The organism is Microbacterium sp. ARD32 (genome assembly GCF_031844385.1).
Classification (GTDB): domain Bacteria; phylum Actinomycetota; class Actinomycetes; order Actinomycetales; family Microbacteriaceae; genus Microbacterium.
In genome coordinates this window covers 484,703-504,055 of sequence record NZ_JAUZVD010000002.1, presented here as the reverse complement: position 1 = coordinate 504,055, position 19,353 = coordinate 484,703, and the positions used below count along the sequence as shown (strand labels likewise).

Sequence of the window (19,353 nt, the reverse complement as noted above, 5' to 3'; positions counted from 1 at the left end):
TCTCCTTCGAACGGCACTCCGCACGCGGGAGGGTCGCCCCGCGCTTGCGACTGAGTCTCAGCATACGTGGTTCTGAGTTCCCTCGCTGGCGGGATCGCCGCCGCGAGGGGGATGCTGAGCACATGGAACTTCGTCGCAAACGAGCCTACGACACCGCCTCTGCCGAGGACGGGTTCCGCGTGCTGATCGATCGGCTGTGGCCGCGCGGCGTCTCAAAGGAGCGCGCCGCGATCGACCTGTGGGCCAAGGACATCGCCCCGAGCACCGAGCTGCGGCACGACTGGCATGCGGCGCCGGATGCCGATTTCGAGACCAACGCCCAGCGCTACCGCGACCAGCTGGCCGACGAGAGCGCGCCCGCCCTGAAGGCGCTGGTGCGGGAGCTGACCGGACGCCCGGTCGTGACGCTGGTGTATGCGCTGCACAACACGGAGCACAACCACGCCGTGGTGCTGGAGGGCGTGCTCAGGCCGCTGCTGGAGTGAGCGTCCCGCACGGACGACACGTCAGGATAGGAGCATGTCCATCCCTGCAGCGCCCGTCGACATCCCCGCCCGCGTGCACGAGCTGGCCGACGGCGCCACGCTCGAACCGGTGTGGGCGAACGACATCGGCGGTCTGACGTTCCGCGCGCGTCCGGCCACCGGGCATCCGTTCTACATCAAATGGGGGCCGCGCAACGACGAGTGGAATCTGCGCGACGAGGCGGAGAGGATGAGCTGGGCAGGACGCTGGATCCGCGTGCCCGAGGTGATCGACCAGGGCCAGGACGCCACCCACGAGTGGCTGGTCACCAAGGCGATCGACGGGCAGAGCGCCGTGCATCCGCTCTGGGAGGCGCGCCCTGAGATCTCGGTGCGCGCAGTCGGCGAAGGGCTGCGAGCGCTGCACGATGCGCTGCCCGTCGACCAGTGTCCCTGGGACTGGGCGGTGGAGAGTCGCATCGCGAACGCCGCGGCCCGCGGCATCCGCGTCCCCGAGCGGTTCCACGACGCTCCGCCGATCGACCGGCTGGTCGTCTGCCATGCGGATGCCTGCTGCCCCAACACTCTGCTGGACGACGAGGGACGGTGGGTCGCCCATGTCGATCTCGGCCTGCTGGGCACCGGCGACCGCTGGGCCGACCTCGCCGTGGCATCCATGAGCACGGAGTGGAACTACGGCCCCGGCTGGGAGGACGCGCTCATCGACGCCTACGGGGTCGACCCCGATCGCGAGCGGCTGGCGTTCTACCGCGACCTCTGGAACGCCACCTGAGTCGCATCCGCGCCTGCGGCAGCACCGAATCGGCTACCTGAGCAGCCCGTCCCAGGCCGCCTCCAGCGCCGGATCGACGCGCTGCAGCTCGGGGTGCGCGTCGTGCCATGCGATGATCTCGTCGGCGGCACGGTGGAAGGCGATCACGGGGTTGAAGTCCGGCACCAGCCGCCGGATCTTCGCGTTGTCGAAGACGACCGAGTGCGCCATGTCGCCGGTGAGCTGCCCGGCGCGGTCGGGCAGCGCCTGCTCGATCGCGGCGCTGGTCGCGTAGCGGAGCTTCGGCTCGGCGCCGGCGGCGCGGCCGAGGATGCCGTAGATCTCGTTCCAGGTGTAGGCGAAGCCGCTGGTGATCTGGAAGGTGTCGCCGTAGGCGAGCGGGTTGCCCAGCAGCCCGACGAACCCGACGGCGAAGTCGTCGGCGTGCGTGAGGGTCCACACCGATGTGCCGTCGCCGTGCACCACGATCTCCGCACCGCGCCGGATGCGGTCGATCGCCGTCCAGCCCCCGAACGCCGGGATCGACCACTTGTCGTACGTGTGCGACGGACGCAGCACGGTCACGGGGAGGTCGCGCTCGCGGTAAGCGGCGGTGAGCAGCTCCTCACAGGCGATCTTGTCGCGCGAGTACTGCCAGAACGGATTGCGCAACGGAGTGGACTCGGTGATCGGCAGGTGCGCGACCGGCTTCTGATAGGCGGATGCCGAGCTGATGAACACGTACTGGCCGGTGCGGCCCTCGAAGCGGTCGATGTCGCGCTGCACCTGGTCGGGGGTGAAGGCGATCATGTCGACCACGACGTCGAACTCACGGCCGGCGAGCGCGGCGTCGACGGCGCCGGCATCCGCGATGTCGGCCGTCAGCGCCTCCACGCCTTCAGCGGGCGGGCGGCGGGATCGTCCCCGATTCAGCAGCGTCACCTGCATGCCGCGCTCGGCTGCGAGCGTGCTCGCAGCCGAGGAGATCGTTCCCGTCCCGCCGATGAACAGCACCGTCACAGTCATGCACTGCACTCTATCCGCGCTGCGGCGGTCGAGTGGCGGATCGGCGTGCGCGATCGCCGGTTCAGCTCCAGACGAATCGGAAGACGCCGGATGCCACGGCCGCGGCGATCGCGATCGCCATGATGGCCGTCCCCCCGCCCAGCGCCACCGCATCGCGTCGGTGCAGCCGGGACTCGCGCGACCACGTGCGCGGGATGCCGGAGCCGAACCCGCGCGCCTCCATCGCCATCGCGAGTTTGGTGCCGCGCCGCACGGCGAACACGAGCAGCACGAACGCCATCGAGAAGAATCGCCGCACCGCACCCCGGTCGCCCACTCCCCTGGCGCGCCTGGCCAGCCCCATGGTGCGCCAGTCGTCGAGGAACAGCCCCAGCATCCGTGCTCCGGCCAGCACCCCCAGCACGAACCGGCTGGGCAGGTGCGCGACCTGCGCGAGCGCGTCGCCGAGCTCGGTGGGGTCCGTGCGCCCGAACAGCAGGATGGTGGGCAGTCCCAGCGCGACCACCCGCAGCATCACAGCCACCGCCAGCGCGACCGAGCCCTCGCTGATCGCCGCGATCCCGAACCGCCAGAACACCTCTCCCTCGGGGGCAGCGTACAGCAGCATGCTCAGGCCGGCGATCGGCGACAGCAGCGCGATCGGCAGCAGCCGGCGCAGCACGGTGCGCACGGTCAGGCCGGTGAGCGGCAGGCACATCAGCTGCAGTGCGATCGCCACCAGCGGGCTGACCGGGTCGATCGACGCGAACAGCGGCACCGACAGCAGCAGCGCGAGCACGAGCTTGGTGACGGGGTTGACGCCGTCCAGCCAGGCGCGGGCCTGCGTCGGGACGGTGGATGCCGCGGTGCGCGCCCGCATGTCGGTCATCTCGTCCCTCCGGGGCCGACGGGGGCCAGCTCGAGCCGCTGCCCGCCCAGGTGCCGAACCACCGCCGCATCGTGGCTGACGGCGACCACCGTGCGGCCCGCGGCGACCTCCTGCTGCAGCAGCTCGACGATGCCGATCCAGCCGCGCCGGTCCTGCCCGAAGGTGGGCTCGTCGAGCACGATCACCTGCGGCGCGGAGGCCAGCACCGTGGCCACCGACAGCCGGCGCTTCTGCCCGCCGCTGAGCGTGAACGGGTTCGCGAGCGCGAGGGGTGCCAGCTGCAGCCGCTCGAGCAGGTCGTCGGCGATGGCGCGGGCCTGCGCCTCGGTCTTCCTCAGCGCCCGCGGACCCACGGCCAGCTCGTCGCGCAGGGTGCGCGCGAGGAACTGGTGCTCGGGCTCCTGGAACACCGTGCCGATGCGAGTGAGCAGCTCGCGCGAGGTCCAGCGCGACGGGCGGCGTCCGGAGCGACCCTCCAGGTCGGATGCCGCGGTGACGACGCCCTCGAGCTCGGGCAGGAGTCCGGCGAGCGTGAGCGCGAGCGTGGATTTGCCGGCACCGTTCGGCCCCGTGATCACGGTGGCGGCGGCCCTGAGTACCCGCAGCTCCAGCCCCTGCTGCACGGCTGTGCGCCCGTCACGGGAGACGGCGAGCGCGTCCGCCGCGAGCACGGCATCCGCGCCCGAGGGCGCCGGCCCGAGCTCCGGAAGCGGGATGCTCCGATCGGGCACCCACACGCCGGCCTCGGCCAGCGCGTCGCCGTGGCGCCCGAACACCTCGGCGGGCGAGCCGTCTGCCAGCAGCCCGCCGTCGGCGGCCAGCACGATCACGCGGGTGAGCAGATCGGCCCAGACCTCGGTGCGGTGCTCGACCACCACGAGGGTGGCGCCCGTGGCATCCAGCACGCGCCCCACGCTCTCGCGCACCTCGCGCACGCCCTCCGGGTCGAGGTTGGCGGTCGGCTCGTCCAGCAGCAGCAGGCCCGGCCGCATCGCGAGCACCCCGGCCAGCGCGAGTCGCTGCTTCTGCCCGCCGGAGAGCGCCCCGGTGGGCTGCGTCAGCGGCACGTCCAGCCCGACGGCGTCGAGCGCCTCGGTCACCCGGCCGGGGATCTGCTCGGCGGGTACGCCGAGGTTCTCGCATCCGAACGCCACGTCGTCGCCGACCTTGGAGAGCACGACTCCGGCATCCGGATCCTGCAGCACCAGGCCGATCGTGCCGCGACGCGACGCGGGAGCGACGCCGTCGACGAGCAGTGAGCCGGTGCGCTCCCCCTCGTCGGCGTCGCCGAGCACGCCGGCGAGCCCCGCCAGCAGCGTGGACTTGCCCGCCCCGGATGCTCCGAGCAGCAGCACCCGCTCGCCGGGTTCGATCGTGAAGTCGACGTCGCTCACGGCCGGCAGGCGACGCCCCGCGTAGCGCCAGCCCCATCCGTTCGCGGTGACGCGAGCCGGGGCAGTCACTCTCAGACCTCCTGGCGCGCTTCCCGGCCCGCGGCGAACCGGCTGAGCGCACCGGTGGCGGCCAGCGCGCGCACCAGCAGCCAGCCGACCACGCCGGCGAGCACGGCACCGGAGATCGCCACGGCGCCCAGGTAGATGGCGTTGAACTCGAACGACTTGAGGAAGTTCGGCGACGAGCCGTAGAACATCTCGAAGATCCATGCCGCCACGCCCGCGCCGACGCCCGCGAGCATCGCGACGGAGACCGTGAAGCGGCGGTACAGGAACAGCGCGAAGATCAGCTCGGCGCCCAGGCCCTGCACGAGGCCCGACAGCACGGTCGAGACGCCCCACACGTTGCCGATGAGCATGGAGATGATCGCTGCGACGACCTCGACGACCAGCGCCGCACCTGGCTTGCGGATGACCAGACCGCCGATCACGCCGCCGATCAGCCAGATGCCCACCGCGATGCCGCCCAGGCCGGGGGTCACAGCGTCGGCGGCGCCGAACCACGCGCCTCCGACGAAGTTCCAGCCCGCGAAGATCAGGCCGGTCGCCACACCGAGGACGGCGGCCACGACGATGTCGACGACCCGCCAGCGCGAGCTGCGGGCGGCGGGTGCCATGGTGGCCCCGGTGACGGATGCGGATGCAGACGTACTCATAGGAACTCCTCCCTGCGCCGGCATGATCCGGATCAGGTTCGACGGTCGAAGCGCGGTTCGCTTCCTCTCAGCCCGGCACACCGGACTCCCGTGGTTGTGCCACCGATTCTAGTCGGAATCTTCGGGGTGTTGGTTGGTAGCGTGTATCGGGTGACTGCCTCCCCCGAGTCCACGCGTCCGGCCACGCGCCGCTCCCTGCGCGAGACCGCGCGTACTCGAGCGATTCTGGCCGCACCCGCTCCCGTCGCCGACGAGCGGGACACCGGCGCGGAGGAGCCCGGACTCGACGAGCTCGCCCCGGCTCTCACGTGGGCCGATGAGCAGCATCCGACCACCGCGCTGGCGTGGCTGGATCCCGAGTCGGTCACGGCCGCTCCCGGTTCCGTCTCGGTGGCCGCGAGCGCCCCGCCGCTGTTCGCCGGCTCGCACCTCACCCCCGCCTGGCGGCGGGCGCGGGTCGCGATCCCGCTCAGCGTGATCGTCGCGCTGTGCGCGACCTACGCCGGGGGCACGCTGCTGGCGCCGCTCGACAACGTCGCCCCCGTCCTGCGGACCACGCCGGTGCAGATCGCCGCCGCGCCGGTCGCCACGGTCGCCTGGCCCGAGATCGGCAGCGCTGCGGTGGCGGTGCAGGGCATCGCGCCGGTCTCGTCCACGACGGAACGGGATCAGATCGCGAGCATCTCCAAGATCGCGACCGTGCTGATGGTGCTCGACAAGCTGCCGCTCAAAGTGGGTGAGCAGGGCCCGGAGTTCGCGTTCACCTGGCAGGACCAGCGCGACTACCAGCGGTACCGATGGCGCAACGAGTCGTCCCTCGACGTGCCCGTGGACGGAACCCTCACCGAGTACCAGATGCTGCAGGGCGTGCTGCTGGGCTCGGCGAACAACTACATCGACCGCCTGGCGGATGAGCTCTGGGGCTCGAAGCAGGCCTTCGCGGATGCCTCGGCGATCTGGCTGCGCGACCACGGCATCGACGGCATCTCCCTGGAGTCGCCGTCGGGCTTCGACACGGACAACGTGGCCTCGCCCGAGGCGCTGCTGCGGCTGGGCGAGCTGGCGATGCGCAATCCTGTGCTCGCCGAGATCGTCGGCACGCGCTCGGCCGAGATTCCCGGCGTGGGCCTGGTGCAGAACACGAACCGGATGCTCGACGACCCCGGCGTGATCGGCATCAAGACCGGCACGCTGGACCACTGGAACCTGCTGACGGCCAAGGAGGTGACGGTCGGCGACACCACGGTGCGCCTGTTCACCTCGGTGCTCGGGCAGGACAGCAACGACGACCGTCTTGCCGTCACGCGCGGGCTGCTCGCCGGCGTGGAGAAGACGCTCGCCGAGCAGCCGGTGTCGGTACCCAAGGGCACCGTGGTGGGCAGCGTCACGACCGAGTGGGGTGACGACGTCGAGGTGGTGACGGATGCCGCGGTGCGGGTCGTCCTGTGGAACGGCGCGACCGCGAGTGCGAGCACTGACCTGAAGCTCGGCGACGAGACCACGGCGGGTTCCGCGGCGGGCACGCTGACCGCGAAGGGACCGATCGACAGCGCCGAGACGCCGGTTTCGCTCGCGAAGGATGTCACCGCGCCCAGCCCGTGGTGGCGCCTCACGCATCCGCTCGAGCTCTTCGGCGTCGACGAGCAGTAAGCGCCGGGCAGGATCCCGCGGCTACTTCAGCAGTGAATCTCATGCAGGACGACGACTGATACAGATTCCCGTCGAAACAAGAATTGTTGTTCCATTCGTTTCGGCTGTTATTGATGGCCGTAGACCACGGGCCCTCTGCCAATCACCTCAGTCGCAGAACGCCCGCCCCGTTGTCTCGGGGCGGGCGTTCTGCGAGGTGGGATCGGCCGTCAGGCGCGGTCGGGGTCGGATGCTGCGGACTCCGCCGCGCGCACGGCCTCACCCAGCTGCTCGGCATCCGGCGCTTCGGCGATCGCCTCCTCGGCGGCATCCGCCGCATCCCCGGCGACGATGACCGGCGTGGCGCCAGTGAGCGCCTCCTCGGCATCGATGTCGGTCGCGGCCTGCTCGAACTGCGACTGGTACAGCCGCCAGTACGCGCCCTGCTTGGCGATCAGCGTGTCGTGGTCGCCCTGCTCGACGATGTCGCCGTGCTCCATCACCAGGATGAGGTCGGCGTCGCGGATCGTCGACAGACGGTGCGCGATCACGAACGACGTGCGGCCCTGACGAAGCGCCGCCATGGCGTGCTGCAGCAGCAGCTCGGTGCGGGTGTCGACCGCACTGGTCGCCTCGTCGAGGATGAGGATCGACGGCTTGGCCACGAACGCGCGGGCGATCGTGATCAGCTGCCGCTCACCGGCCGACACGTTGGACGCGTCCTCGTCGAGGACGGTGTCGTAGCCCTCCGGCAAGGAGTGCACGAACCGGTCGACATAGGTCGCCTCGGCCGCGGCGACGATCTCGTCGTCGGTGGCGTCCTCCTTGCCGTAGCGGATGTTCTCTCGGATGCTGCCCGCGAACAGCCACGGATCCTGCAGCACCATCCCGGTCCGGCGACGCAGATCCTTCCTGGACATCGCGGCGATGTCCTGCCCATCGAGCAGGATGCGTCCGGAGTCGAGCTCGTAGAACCGCATGATCAGGTTGACCAGCGTCGTCTTGCCCGCACCGGTGGGACCCACGATCGCGACTGTCTGCCCGGGCTCCACCCGGAACGACAAGTCGGTGATCAGCGGGCGGTCCTCGCTGTACGAGAACGCCACGTGATCGAACTCGATCACGCCTCGGCCGCCGTCGACGGTGGGGGCGTCCTCGGCATCCGGCTCCTGCTCATCGGCATCCAGGAAGTCGAACACCCGCTCGGCCGAAGCTGTGCCCGACTGCACCACCGCGGCCATGCCGCCCAGCTCGCTGAGCGGCTGGCTGAACTGCTGCGAGTACTGGATGAACGCCTGCACGTCGCCGAGGCGCAGCCCGCCGTTCGCGACCATCAGCCCGCCGAGCACCGCGATGCCGACGTACTGCAGGTTCCCGATGAAGGTCATGGCGGGCATGATGATGCCCGACAGGAACTGCGCCTTGAAGCTCGCCTGGAACAGCTCTTCGTTCTCGGCGTTGAAGCTGTCCATCGCCTCCTGCTCGCGACCGAACACCTTCACCAGCGCGTGGCCCGAGAACGCCTCCTCGACGCGGGCGTTCAGACGGCCCACCTTGCGCCACTGGATGCCGAACGCCTTCTGCGAGCGTGGACCGATGACGCCGAAGATGACAGCCATCAGCGGCAACGAGATCAGCGCCACCAGCGCCAGCTGCCACGAGATGGAGAACATCATCACCAGCACACCGACCACGGTGAGCACGGAGGTCAGGGCGCCCGAGAGCGACTGCTGCATGGTCTGGGTGATGTTGTCGATGTCGTTGGTCACGCGCGAGATCAGCTCACCGCGCTGCACCTTGTCGAAGTACGACAGCGGCAGTCGGTTGATCTTGGCCTCGACGTCCTCACGCAGGCGCCACATGGTGCGGACCATGATCACGTTGATCACGTAGCCCTGCAGCCAGCTGAGGATGGACGAGAGCACGTAGATCGCCAGCACCGCGACGATGATCCAGCGCAGCGCCTCGAAGTCCACGCCGTCGCCGACCTTGAACGGGTCCATGGCCGCGATCATGTCGGCGAACTCGTCCTGCTTCGCCTGACGCATCAGCTCGACGACCTGGTCCTGCGGCATGCCCTTCGGCAGCGCCTGCTCGCCCTCGCCGAGCGAGCGCGAGGTGAAGCCCTCGTAGACGATGTTCGTCGCCTGACCGAGGATCTTCGGCGCCGCGACAGACAGCACCACGCCGATGGCGCCGAACAGCGACACCAGCGCGAACCACCAGGCCGACGGCCTGAGCAGCCCGATCATGCGCCGGAAGCTGGGCCCGAAGTGATCGGCCCTGCCCGGCGCGGGGCCGCCGAACATCCCGCCACCGCTCTGGCGCGCCTTCTCCGCCTGCTCGGATTCCTCCCGCTCGACGTCCGTCACTTCCGCGCTCATGCGTCCACCCCCAGCTGCGACTCGACGATCTCCTTGTAGGTCTCGCTGGATGCCAGCAGCTCGTCGTGCGTTCCGACACCGACGACCTTCCCGTCCTCGAGCACGACGATGCGATCGGCATCCGTGATGGTCGACACGCGCTGCGCGACGACGATCTTGGTCACGTCGGGCAGCTCCCGCCAGAGCGCCTGCCGCAGGCGGGCGTCGGTGGTCAGGTCCAGAGCCGAGAACGAGTCGTCGAAGACGAGGATCCGCGGCCGGTGCACGATGGCCCTCGCGATGGCCAGACGCTGACGCTGACCGCCCGAGACGTTGGTGCCGCCCTGCGCGATGTGCGAGTCCAGCCCGTCGGGCATCGCCTCGACGAAGTCACGACCCTGCGCGATCTCGAGCGCGTGCCAGAGCTCCTCGTCCGTGGCGTCCTCGCGGCCGTAGCGCAGGTTCGACGCCACCGTGCCGGTGAACAGGAACGGGCGCTGCGGCACCAGGCCGATGCCCTGCCACAGTGTGTCGAGGTCGGCCTCGCGCACATCCACGCCTCCCACGCTGACCGCGCCGCCGGTCACATCGAACAGCCGCGGGATCAGCGAGACCAGCGTGGTCTTGCCTGCTCCCGTGGAGCCGATGACCGCGACCGTCTCGCCGGGCTCGGCGTGGAAGCTGACGTCGGTGAGCACCGGCACCTCCGCGCCGGGATAGGTGAACTCGGCGTGGTGGAACGCCACCGCGCCGGGAGCCGGGAACTCCTTCGCGCCGTCGGACGGACGGGTCATCGACGACTCGGCGTCGAGCACCTCGCCCACGCGCTCGGCGGAGACCGCCGCACGCGGGATCATCATGGCCATGAAGCTGGACATGATGATGCCCATCATGATCTGGCCGATGTACTGCATGAACGCGAAGATCGTGCCGACCTCAGCATGCCCGGCGTTGATCTCCACGCCGCCGAACCAGATCACCGCCACGACGGTCACGTTCAGCACCAGCATGAACAGCGGGAACATCAGCACGAACAGCGATCCGATGTTGCGGCCGAGCACCATCAGGTCGGTGTTCACCTCGCGGAAGCGCCGCTCCTCGATGCGCTCACGGACGAAGGCGCGGACCACGCGCACGCCCGTCAGCTGCTCGCGCATGATGCCGTTGATGCCGTCGAGCTTGCGCTGGTTGGCGCGGAACAGCGGCACCATGCGGCCGATGATCAGCACGGCGATGATCAGCAGCAGCGGCACCGACACCGCGATCAGCCAGCTCAGGCCGACATCGGTCTGGATGGCGTAGATGATGCCGCCGATCGCCAGCAGGGGCGCGGTGACGAACATCGTCGCCCCCATCATCGCCAGCATCTGCACCTGCTGCACGTCATTGGTGTTGCGGGTGATCAGCGAGCCGGCGCCGAACTGCGACACCTCTCGCTCGGAGAAGCCGCTCACACGCGCGAACACGTCCGAGCGGATGTCGCGTCCGACGGCCATGGCCATGCGCGCCGCGAAGAGCGTGGCCAGGATCGAGGCGACGATCTGGCCGAGCGAGACGAGCAGCATGAAGGCGCCGCGACTCCAGATGTAGTCGATGTCGGCCACGGAGACGCCCTTGTTGATGATGTCGGCGTTGATCTGAGGCAGGTTGAGGGAGGCCATCACACTGGCGAACTGCAGCACCACGACGATGAACAGCAGCCACCAGTATCTGGACACGTATCTGACGAGGAGTTTTCCCAGCACAGGCGGACTTCCTTTTGGGATCGGGGCCGAGATTCGGCCACATAGTAGAGTGCCACGGCTCACCGACATCCGTATCCCCCGCAAGGGGGACTTTCACTGAAAGCGAAACTTCGTCGGGATCGGGGCGTCCTGCTCTTCGCGGGTCCCGACTCGCGGCCTCACGGCGCGTGAGCCCGCGAAGTGGGACCCGCGAACACCGCTCAGCGTGCGGACGCGATGATCTCCCGGAGCCTGGCGACGTGGGCGGCGGCGACGCGCTCGCTCGCATAGGTGACGGCGCCGGCACGCGGGGCATCCAGCAGCGAGCGGTCGGCCTCCAGGCGCAGTATCAGCTCGGCCAGGCCCGCTGCATCCGGCGTCGGCGTGCCCAGCGCGGCATCCCCGAACTCGGTGGCCAGCACAGGGTCGCTCACGATCACGGGGCGGCCGTGCGCGAACGCCTCCAGCGCCACCATCGGCTGATTGTCGAAGCCCAGTGAGGTGATGAGCGCGGCATCCGCGGCATCCATCAGCTCCGCCACGCACTCGCCGGACACCGGCCCGTGGAACGTCACACCCGGCACCGCCCGATGCGTGCCGCCGGCCACGTCCAGGTGCACGCGGCCCTCGCCGAGGCGCGACACGACCAGGCTCATGGCATTCAGCGCTACCTCCACGCGCTTCTCCGGCGCGAAGCGCGCCACCCACAGCAGCCGCAGCGGACCGCCGGGCGCGGGCTCGCTGATCTGCAGCGGCTGCGCCACGTTCGAGAACGCCTCCACCCGTCCGGCTCCCGCAGCGCGCAGCGCGTCGGCCTGATGGCGAGAGGGGGAGAGCACGACGTCCGCGCGCTGCGCGATGCGCAGGGTCATGGTGCGCAGGGCGTTGTTCAGCGCATGGCTGCCGGTGAAGCGATCACCGGCGCGGATGCCGGTCAGCGCACCGTGCACGCGGGAGACCACCGGCGCGAATGGCGCGAGCATCGCGGGTGCCCGCCAGAAGAACGTGTGCACGGTGTGCAGCACCGGGATTCCGAGCCGCTCACCCGCAGCGAGCGCGGCCGCCGCGAGGGCGAATTCGGAGTGCACGATGATCGCACCCACATCGTGTCGGCGCGCCGTCGCGGCCACCAGCGGCTCGAGGTCACGGGCCCGGCCCAGCAGCGGCAGGTCCAGAACCGGGACCGTCCCGCGGCGAGGAAGCGCGACGGTCACCACACCGTCGGCCGTGAGCCCATCGGCATCCGGAGCCAGCACCACGACGGGCACGCCCTCGTCGGCCAGCGCCCTGGCCTGCCGCACGAACGCGGTCTGCGCGCCGCCGAGATAGGCCAGCGAATAGTCGCACACCAGCAGGACAGCAGAACCGGATCGCATGCCAGCGAGTCTATTCGCGGCTTCGCGGGGCCCATACTGCGGGCTCATGCGGCCGGCCACCCTTCCTCTGCCCGTTCGCGGGTCCCGCTTCGCGACCTCACCCACGTCGAGACCGCGATTCGGGACCCGCGACGTGGATGCGGGCGGCGCTCAGTCGAACAGCGGCACGTCCGGCACGAACTCGCGGGCGAGGGCGCCGGCGTCCTCGGGCAGGTCGGCGATCGTCGCGGGGTTCCACTTCGGGTCGCGATCCTTGTCGATCAGCTGCGCCCGGATGCCCTCGACCATGTCCGGGTGCGTGGCGAACCACATGATCCGGCGGTACTCGCCCTCCAGCGCGTCGCGCACACTGCGCATCTGGCGCGCCTCGCGCACGGCATCCAGCGTCACCGCCAGTCCGGTCGGGGCGAGCTCACCCAGCACGGCGAGCGCCGCCGCGGCATCCGGCTCATCCGACGACCGCAGGCGCGACGCGATCTCGCCCACGGTGCCGGCCGAGAACGCAGCGTCGACCCAGCCGCGCGCGGCGAGCGCCGGTGAGGGGTCGGGTGTCTCGTCGAACAGCAGCACCAGCTCGTTCGGCGTGCCCGGATCCGCGCGCCAGGCCAGCGCCTCGCGCAGGGCGTCCAGGCGGTCGGAGGGCACGTAGTGATCGGCGAAGCCGAGCTGCACGGCATCCGCTCCGGTCATGCTCTGCCCGGTCAGCCCGAAGTACTCGCCCAGCCGGCCAGGGGCGCGACCCAGCAGCCAGGTGCCGCCGACGTCGGGGGTGAAGCCGATGCGCGTCTCGGGCATCGCGAGCTTGGAGCGCTCGGTGACGATCCGCACCGCCGCGTGACCGGCCAGGCCGATGCCGCCGCCCATCGTGATGCCGTCCGCGAAGGCGACCACGGGCTTGGGGTACTCCGCGATCAGTGCGTTCATCGCGTACTCGGCACGGAAGAACTCCGCCACCCCGCCCGGATGTCCGCCGAGCAGCTGCTCGTACAGCGCCCGCACGTCACCGCCCGCGCAGAGCCCCCGCTCACCCTCTCCGTCGATCAGCACGGTCTCGATGTCGGGGTCGTGCGCCCACGCCTTCAGCGCCTCGGTGATGCGCATGATCATGTCCAGATCGAGTGCGTTGATCGCCCGCGGGCGGTTCAGCGTCACCCGTCCGAGCGAGTTCTCGGTGCGGACCAGGACAGTGGCGGCTTCGGCATCAGTCACGTCCGTCAGGCTACTCCGAGTGGAGCATCTACCCGATCTCTGCGCGGGAAACCCTGATTCACAGGGTTTTCCGAGACAATGGAAGGAACCGTCCGCGACAGGGAGAGGACACCATGCCCGAAGGACAGGTGCTCGAGTTCAACGGCGTCACCAAGCGCTTCGGCGCCGTGACGGCGGTCGCCGACCTCTCCGTACGCGTCGAGCCGGGTGCGGTCACCGGCTTCCTCGGCCCCAACGGCGCCGGCAAGACCACGTCGCTGCGGATGCTGCTCGGCCAGGTGCGCCCCACGAGCGGCACCGCCACCATCGGCGGCTCCGCGTACTCCGACCTTCGTCAACCGCTGCGCACCGTGGGCGCCGTGCTCGAGGAGGCCGCCTACCGTCCCCGCCGCACCGCCACCCGCCAGCTGCTGGCGGCGGCGAAGGCCAACGGCATCCCGACGTCCCGCGTGGACGAGGTGCTGCAGCTGGTCGGCCTGCAGGACGACGCCGACACCCGCCTGGGCAGCTATTCGCTGGGCATGCGGCAGCGCCTGGCCGTGGCATCCGCGCTGCTGGGCGACCCGGGCGTGCTCGTGCTCGACGAGCCGGCCAACGGGCTCGACCCCGAGGGCATCCGCTGGATGCGCCTGCTGATGCGGCGCCTGGCCGATGAGGGGCGCACCGTGCTGGTCTCGTCACACGTGCTGAGCGAGATCGAGCAGGTCGCCGACGACGTGGTGGTGCTCTCGAAGGGCCGGGCGGTGTTCTCCGGCTCGATCGAGAAGCTCGCCGACCCCACCGGCGGCGCTGTGATCGTGGATGCCGAGAACCGGGCGCAGCTGATCACCGCGCTCTCCGCCGCCAAGCTGAACTTCGACGTGCTGCGCTCCGGCGTGACCGTGCGCGACTCGGATGCCGCCGCCGTCGGCGCCATCACCGCGGCGGCCGGTGTGCCCCTCACGCTGCTGCAGCAGCGCGGCCCCAGCCTGGAGGACGTGTTCCTCGATCTGGTGTACGGGCGCCGTGCGGACAGTCCGCGACTGGATCAGGTGGCCAATCGCGTCGCGCATGCGGAGGATGCCCCGGCCGCGCCGGCGCCCGAAGGTGATGACACCGCGAGCGTGGTCGCTGAGGACTCGCACGCCGCCGCGGACGCTCCCGTCGAAGAGGTCGCCGTCGCCGAGGACGTGAGTGCCGACGCGGATGCCGTGGCCGACCCGGATGCCGTGGCCGACCCGGATGCCGTGGCCGACCCGGATGCGGTGGTCGACGCGGGCGCCGAAGACGCGGATGCCGACGAAGAAGCGACGGTCGACGGCGCCGAACCCGATCAGGACGCCGAGCCCGGTCAGGGCGCTGAGGCCGGTCAGGCCGCCGAGCCCGACACGGAGGAAGCCCAGCACCACGAGCCCGAGCCCGAGTCCGAACAGCAGCGGCCCGGCATCCTGCCGCACGCCACCGGGGCGCTGCGGATCTCGCCGCTCAGCGACACCGCGACGTTCACCGAGCTGATCACCGGCATCCCGGCATCCGCCTCCTCGCCGGAGGCGGCGAGCGCTGCCCCGCCGACCGAGGCGATCCCGGTGTCCACGCCCTCGCTGTCCTCCGACCCCGATGACGACGATGTGGTCGACGACCTGCCGGCGGACGACCCGCGTCTCGCCGCTATGCGCGCCTCGCTCTCCAGCGCGGCCAGCCGCTTCTTCAGCGGTCCGGCGCCGGACTATCCCTACGGCAGCGGGGCGGATGCCGCTGACGAACAGGCTCAGACCGAGGCATCCGTGCGCGACGACGACCAGCACCGCGACTGACCGCAACGCGACTGACCCGACCGGCGACTGACCCGCCGCGCGTCGGTCAGGCCGGGCGGGGACGGATGACCGGCCGCTTGCGCGGCGTGGCCACCGGCACGGATCCCGTGGCGATCTCGGTGACGTCGGCGGGCTCGGCGCTCACTTCCAGGCGCAGCGCCTGCATCAGCGCCAGCCCGTGCCGTGTGGTGAGCACCAGTCGCTGATACTTGTCGTCGCCCTCGAGGTCGACGACCACGCTCGGCCGCCGCTTGCGGATCAGCACGAAGTCGGTGGTGCCCGCGCCCTTCCAGGTGCCGGCCGCCAGGATGCCGGGGATGTACGTTCCCGGCCCCGGCACACCGCGCAGCCACGTCCACGCGTCGTCGGTGAGCTGCACGCGGGTGATGTGCTCGCGCTCCACGCGCACGTTCTCGCGGTGGAACGTCGACGCGCGCTCGATCGGGGACAGGACCACTTCGAGTCGCGTCTGATCCAGCAGCAGCGTCACCATTCCCCCAGTCTGCCAGCGCACTCCGGCAAGTTGACGGCGACTTGCTCACAAGGCGGCAACGATCCCCGATCCGTCTTCGAGATCAGGCGACGGCGGATGCTGCGGCGGCCGCCGCCGCGGGCAGCGCGGCCTCGATCGCGGCGAGCTCCTCGTCGCCATGCGCGGCGGTGAGGAACCAGGCCTCGAACACGCTCGGCGGCAGCGCTATCCCCTGCTCGCGCATGGCGTGGAAGAACGGCGCGTAGCGGAATGCCTCCTGGGCCTGCGCCTCCGCATAGGTCGTCGGGGCCTCGGCGGCGAACGCGACGCCGAACAGATTCCCGGCGCGCGGCACGGAGTGCGCCACCCCGGCATCCGTCAGCGCCGCGTCGAGGGCATCGGCCAGGCGGGATGCCGCGGCATCCACCTTCGCGTAGACCTCGGGCGTCGCGAGTCTCAGCGTCGCGAGTCCCGCCGCGACCGACAGCGGGTTCCCCGACAGGGTGCCCGCCTGGTACACCGGACCGACCGGGGCCAGCAGCTCCATGATCTCGGCCCGTCCGCCGAGCGCGGCCAGCGGCATCCCGCCGCCGACGACCTTGCCGAAGGTGACGATGTCGGGCAGGTACTGCTCGCCGGCATCCTGCTGCAGGCCCCAGTACCCGGCCGGATGCACACGGAACCCGGTGAGCACCTCGTCCAGGATCATCAGCGCGCCGTGCGCGTGCGCGGTCTCGGCGACCAGCCGGTTGGAGCCGGGCAGTGGCGCGACCACCCCCATGTTCGCGGACGCCGCCTCGACGATCACCGCGGCGATGCGGTCGCCGTGCTCATCGAACACCGCCGCCAGGGCATCTGGGTCGTTGTAGTCGATCACCAGGGTCTGGGCCGCGATCGCAGCCGGCACGCCGGCCGAACCGGGCAGCGCGAGCGTGGCGACGCCGGAACCTGCGGCGGCCAGCAGGCCGTCGGAGTGGCCGTGGTAGTGACCGGCGAACTTCACCAGCAGGTCCCGGCCGGTGGCGCCGCGGGCCAGGCGGATGGCGGTCATCGTGGCCTCGGTGCCCGTCGACACCAGGCGCACGCGCTCCACAGGGCGGGCGTCGCCGACCTGCACGCGGTCGGCGATCAGCTGGGCCAGCTCGACCTCTCCCCCGGTGGGGGCGCCGAAGGACAGACCGCGGGCCGCGGCATCCTGTACGGCCCGCACGATCTCCGGGTGCGCGTGTCCGAGGAGCGCCGGGCCCCAGGACGCCACCAGGTCGATGTACTCCGCGCCCGCGGCATCCATCACGTGCGCGCCGTGGGCGGATGCCAGGAAGCGAGGCGTCCCGCCCACGGAGCCGTACGCGCGCACCGGCGAGTTCACCCCGCCCGGGATCACCGCGCGGGCAGCGTCGAACAGAGTGTCATTGCGGTCGGTCATGCGGTTCAGCCTACGGATGTCGACTATGCGCACGCCCCAGGTCGGCCTGCGCGGGTCGAACTGCCAGCGCTTTCCATCCGACAGCACCTGGGCGCGATGGAAAACGTCGGCCCGCACACCTCCGCACCAGCGCTTTCCATCCGGTAACACTGGGACGAGATGGAAAACGTCGGCCTGCACACCTCCGCACCAGCACTTTCCATCCGGCAACACCCGGGCAAGATGGAAAACGTCGGTGGGAAGGCGTGCGCACCGGCGAAAAGCATCTCGCGGACCGCAGACCGCGGCACAGCAGGCGACGCGCCCGCAGCGCCCGACGCGTGCGTTCAGAGACCCTGGAGGTACCGCGCGGCCTCGACAGCCCAGTAGGTGAGCACGGCGTCGGCGCCGGCACGGCGGATCGACAGCAGCGATTCCAGGATCGCGGCGCGACGGTCGATCCAGCCGTTCGCGGCGGCGGCCTCGATCATCGCGTACTCGCCCGAGACCTGGTACGCCCACACCGGTACGTCCACGGCGTCGCGCACCTCGCGCAGCACATCCAGGAACGCCATCGCAGGCTTCACCATCACGATGTCGGCGCCCTCGTCCACGTCGAGCAGCGCCTCGCGCACGCCCTCGCGACGATTTCCGGAGTCGAGCTGATAAGTGCGGCGGTCGCCGGTGAGCTGGGAGTCGACGGCCTCGCGGAACGGCCCGTAGAAGGCGCTGGCGTACTTGGCCGCGTAGGCGAGCAGCAGCGTGTCCTGGAAGCCCTCCGTGTCGAGCGCCTCGCGGATCGCGGCGACCTGGCCGTCCATCATGCCGCTCAGTCCGAGCAGCTGCGACCCCGCGCGCGCCTGCGCGAGCGCCATGGAGCGGTAGCGGTCGAGCGTCGCGTCGTTGTCGATGCCGCCGTCGGCGCCGAGCACCCCGCAGTGCCCGTGGTCGGTGAACTCGTCCAGGCACAGGTCCGTCTGCACGACGAGCGCGTCGCCCACCTCGGCCGCGACCGCCTCGGTCGCGACGTTCAGGATACCGGCCGGGTCGTCCGCACCGGTGCCGTCGGCGTCGCGCACCTCGGGGATGCCGAACAGCATGACCCCGCCGATGCCCGCGTCCGCGGCATCCGCCGCCGCCCGTCGCAGCGAGTCCAGCGAGTGCTGCACCACGTCGGGCATGGAGCCGATCGCGGCGGGCTCGGACAGGTTCTCCCGCACGAACATCGGCAGCACCAGCTGCCGCGCCTCCAGCGAGGTCTCCCGCACCAGCGCGCGCACCGGGGCGGACTGCCGCAGCCGGCGCAGCCGGGTGCCGGGATAGCCGGTCACGACGTGAACTCGTCCGCGGCGAACTCGTCGGCCGCGTGCGGCAGCGTGAAGTGCGAGACGGTCTCGATCAGGGCGTCGACGGTCTGCTTGTCGGCCACGACCGAGATCGGCAGGCCGGCCTTCTGCGCGTCCTTGGCGGTGCGCGGGCCGATCGCGGCCAGCAGCGTCGAGTCGGGGATCTCGGGGAACTGCTCGCGCACCTGGCTGGCGACCGAGCCGCTGGTGATGAGGATCGCGTTGATCCGGCCGTTCTCCACGTCGCGGCGGATGCGATCGGTGACCGGCACGCCCACGGTGCGGTACGCCACCACGCTGTCGACGTCATGACCGGCCTCGCTGAGCATCACCGACAGCACCGGCTTGGCGATCTCGCTGCGCAGCGACAGGACGCGGCGCGGCTCGGGCTCGAGCGCGATCATCTGCTCTGCCATTCCGGCCGCCGAGTTGTCGAGCTCGGGCACCAGCGCCACGTCGTAGCCGACGGCGAGCAGAGCGGCGGCGGTGGTCTCGCCGACCGCGGCGATCTTCGTGCGGCGCGGGACGTCGACCCGGTGCGCGAACAGCACGTCGACGGTGGTCGCGCTGGTGACGGTCAGCCAGTCGTAGTGGCCCTCCTGCAGGCGCTCGAGGGCGGCATCCAGGGCATCCTGGTCGGTGGTGGGGGCGAAGTTGATCAGCGGGGCGACCACGGGAACTGCTCCCTGCGTGCGCAGGCTGGCGGCGACGCTGTCGCCCCAGGGCCCCCCACGGGGCACCAGAACTCGCCAGCCGTCCAGCGGCCGGTGCGTTTTCGTTTCGGAAGCAGTCATCA

Annotated in this window: 16 protein-coding genes and 1 riboswitch; of the genes, 4 read left to right on the top strand and 12 right to left on the bottom strand. The window is 70.7% G+C overall.

The features are described 5' to 3' along the window. Positions 1 to 122 precede the first annotated feature (122 nt). Together Q9R19_RS10620 and Q9R19_RS10615 are read left to right on the top strand one after the other, a co-directional pair. Entirely contained in the window at positions 123 to 485 is a 363-nt protein-coding gene (locus Q9R19_RS10620) for a DUF488 family protein (RefSeq protein WP_311256355.1), read from the top strand. A gap of 34 nt (positions 486 to 519) precedes the next feature. Beyond that, positions 520 to 1,257, top strand: a complete 738-nt coding sequence (locus tag Q9R19_RS10615) for an aminoglycoside 3'-phosphotransferase (RefSeq protein ID WP_311256354.1) — start codon at positions 520 to 522, stop codon at positions 1,255 to 1,257. 33 nt (positions 1,258 to 1,290) lie between these two features. Here Q9R19_RS10615 and Q9R19_RS10610 read toward each other — a convergent pair whose 3' ends face one another. The 4 genes from Q9R19_RS10610 to Q9R19_RS10595 all read right to left on the bottom strand — a co-directional run bounded on the left by Q9R19_RS10610 (position 1,291) and on the right by Q9R19_RS10595 (position 5,240). Further along, entirely contained in the window at positions 1,291 to 2,262 is a 972-nt protein-coding gene (locus Q9R19_RS10610; protein WP_311256353.1) for an NAD-dependent epimerase/dehydratase family protein, read from the bottom strand. 61 nt (positions 2,263 to 2,323) lie between these two features. Next, entirely contained in the window at positions 2,324 to 3,130 is an 807-nt protein-coding gene (locus Q9R19_RS10605; RefSeq protein ID WP_396653476.1) for an energy-coupling factor transporter transmembrane component T family protein, read from the bottom strand. Next, positions 3,127 to 4,593 (bottom strand): ABC transporter ATP-binding protein, encoded by a 1,467-nt coding sequence (locus Q9R19_RS10600; RefSeq protein WP_311256352.1) that lies wholly within the window; start codon positions 4,591 to 4,593, stop codon positions 3,127 to 3,129. Before Q9R19_RS10600 ends, Q9R19_RS10605 begins: the two co-directional genes overlap by 4 nt. A gap of 2 nt (positions 4,594 to 4,595) precedes the next feature. Next, positions 4,596 to 5,240, bottom strand: coding sequence for an ECF transporter S component (locus tag Q9R19_RS10595; RefSeq protein WP_311256351.1), 645 nt, complete (start codon positions 5,238 to 5,240; stop codon positions 4,596 to 4,598). Next, positions 5,233 to 5,342, bottom strand: a riboswitch (TPP riboswitch). It overlaps the preceding gene by 8 nt. Positions 5,343 to 5,390: 48 nt before the next feature. Here Q9R19_RS10595 and Q9R19_RS10590 point away from each other — a divergent pair. Next, the gene (locus tag Q9R19_RS10590; protein WP_311256350.1) at positions 5,391 to 6,890 is read left to right on the top strand and encodes a D-alanyl-D-alanine carboxypeptidase; all 1,500 of its coding nucleotides are present in this window, start codon (positions 5,391 to 5,393) and stop codon (positions 6,888 to 6,890) included. Between the two features lie 209 nt (positions 6,891 to 7,099). On the opposite strand, the gene Q9R19_RS10585 is transcribed toward Q9R19_RS10590, so the two are convergent. From Q9R19_RS10585 to Q9R19_RS10570, 4 genes are all read right to left on the bottom strand, one after another. Further along, complete coding sequence (locus Q9R19_RS10585; RefSeq protein ID WP_311256349.1) at positions 7,100 to 9,253, bottom strand: ABC transporter ATP-binding protein; 2,154 nt, start codon at positions 9,251 to 9,253, stop codon at positions 7,100 to 7,102. Further along, the gene (locus Q9R19_RS10580; RefSeq protein ID WP_311256348.1) at positions 9,250 to 10,977 is read right to left on the bottom strand and encodes an ABC transporter ATP-binding protein; all 1,728 of its coding nucleotides are present in this window, start codon (positions 10,975 to 10,977) and stop codon (positions 9,250 to 9,252) included. Before Q9R19_RS10580 ends, Q9R19_RS10585 begins: the two co-directional genes overlap by 4 nt. 200 nt (positions 10,978 to 11,177) lie before the next feature. After that, on the bottom strand, positions 11,178 to 12,332 hold the full coding sequence (locus Q9R19_RS10575) for a glycosyltransferase family 4 protein (protein WP_311256347.1): 1,155 nt from the start codon (positions 12,330 to 12,332) through the stop codon (positions 11,178 to 11,180). A gap of 150 nt (positions 12,333 to 12,482) precedes the next feature. Beyond that, positions 12,483 to 13,541 carry an enoyl-CoA hydratase/isomerase family protein gene (locus Q9R19_RS10570; protein WP_311256346.1) on the bottom strand — a complete coding sequence of 353 codons (1,059 nt, stop codon included), beginning with the start codon at positions 13,539 to 13,541 and terminating at the stop codon, positions 12,483 to 12,485. 113 nt (positions 13,542 to 13,654) lie between these two features. On the opposite strand from Q9R19_RS10570, the gene Q9R19_RS10565 reads away from it, so the two are divergent. Beyond that, entirely contained in the window at positions 13,655 to 15,334 is a 1,680-nt protein-coding gene (locus Q9R19_RS10565; RefSeq protein WP_311256345.1) for an ABC transporter ATP-binding protein, read from the top strand. A 46-nt stretch (positions 15,335 to 15,380) separates the two neighbouring features. Here the strand turns inward: Q9R19_RS10565 and Q9R19_RS10560 are convergent, their stop codons facing one another. The 4 genes from Q9R19_RS10560 to Q9R19_RS10545 form a co-directional block, all read right to left on the bottom strand. Beyond that, the gene (locus Q9R19_RS10560; RefSeq protein WP_311256344.1) at positions 15,381 to 15,827 is read right to left on the bottom strand and encodes a hypothetical protein; all 447 of its coding nucleotides are present in this window, start codon (positions 15,825 to 15,827) and stop codon (positions 15,381 to 15,383) included. Between the two features lie 82 nt (positions 15,828 to 15,909). Beyond that, a complete protein-coding gene (locus Q9R19_RS10555; RefSeq protein WP_311256343.1) occupies positions 15,910 to 17,232 on the bottom strand; it encodes a glutamate-1-semialdehyde 2,1-aminomutase in 1,323 nt (440 codons plus the stop codon). A gap of 326 nt (positions 17,233 to 17,558) precedes the next feature. Beyond that, positions 17,559 to 18,542, bottom strand: a complete 984-nt coding sequence (gene hemB, locus Q9R19_RS10550; protein WP_311256342.1) for a porphobilinogen synthase — start codon at positions 18,540 to 18,542, stop codon at positions 17,559 to 17,561. After that, positions 18,539 to 19,351, bottom strand: coding sequence for a uroporphyrinogen-III synthase (locus Q9R19_RS10545; protein WP_311256341.1), 813 nt, complete (start codon positions 19,349 to 19,351; stop codon positions 18,539 to 18,541). The genes hemB and Q9R19_RS10545 overlap by 4 nt, the downstream gene beginning before the upstream one ends. Positions 19,352 to 19,353 lie beyond the last annotated feature (2 nt).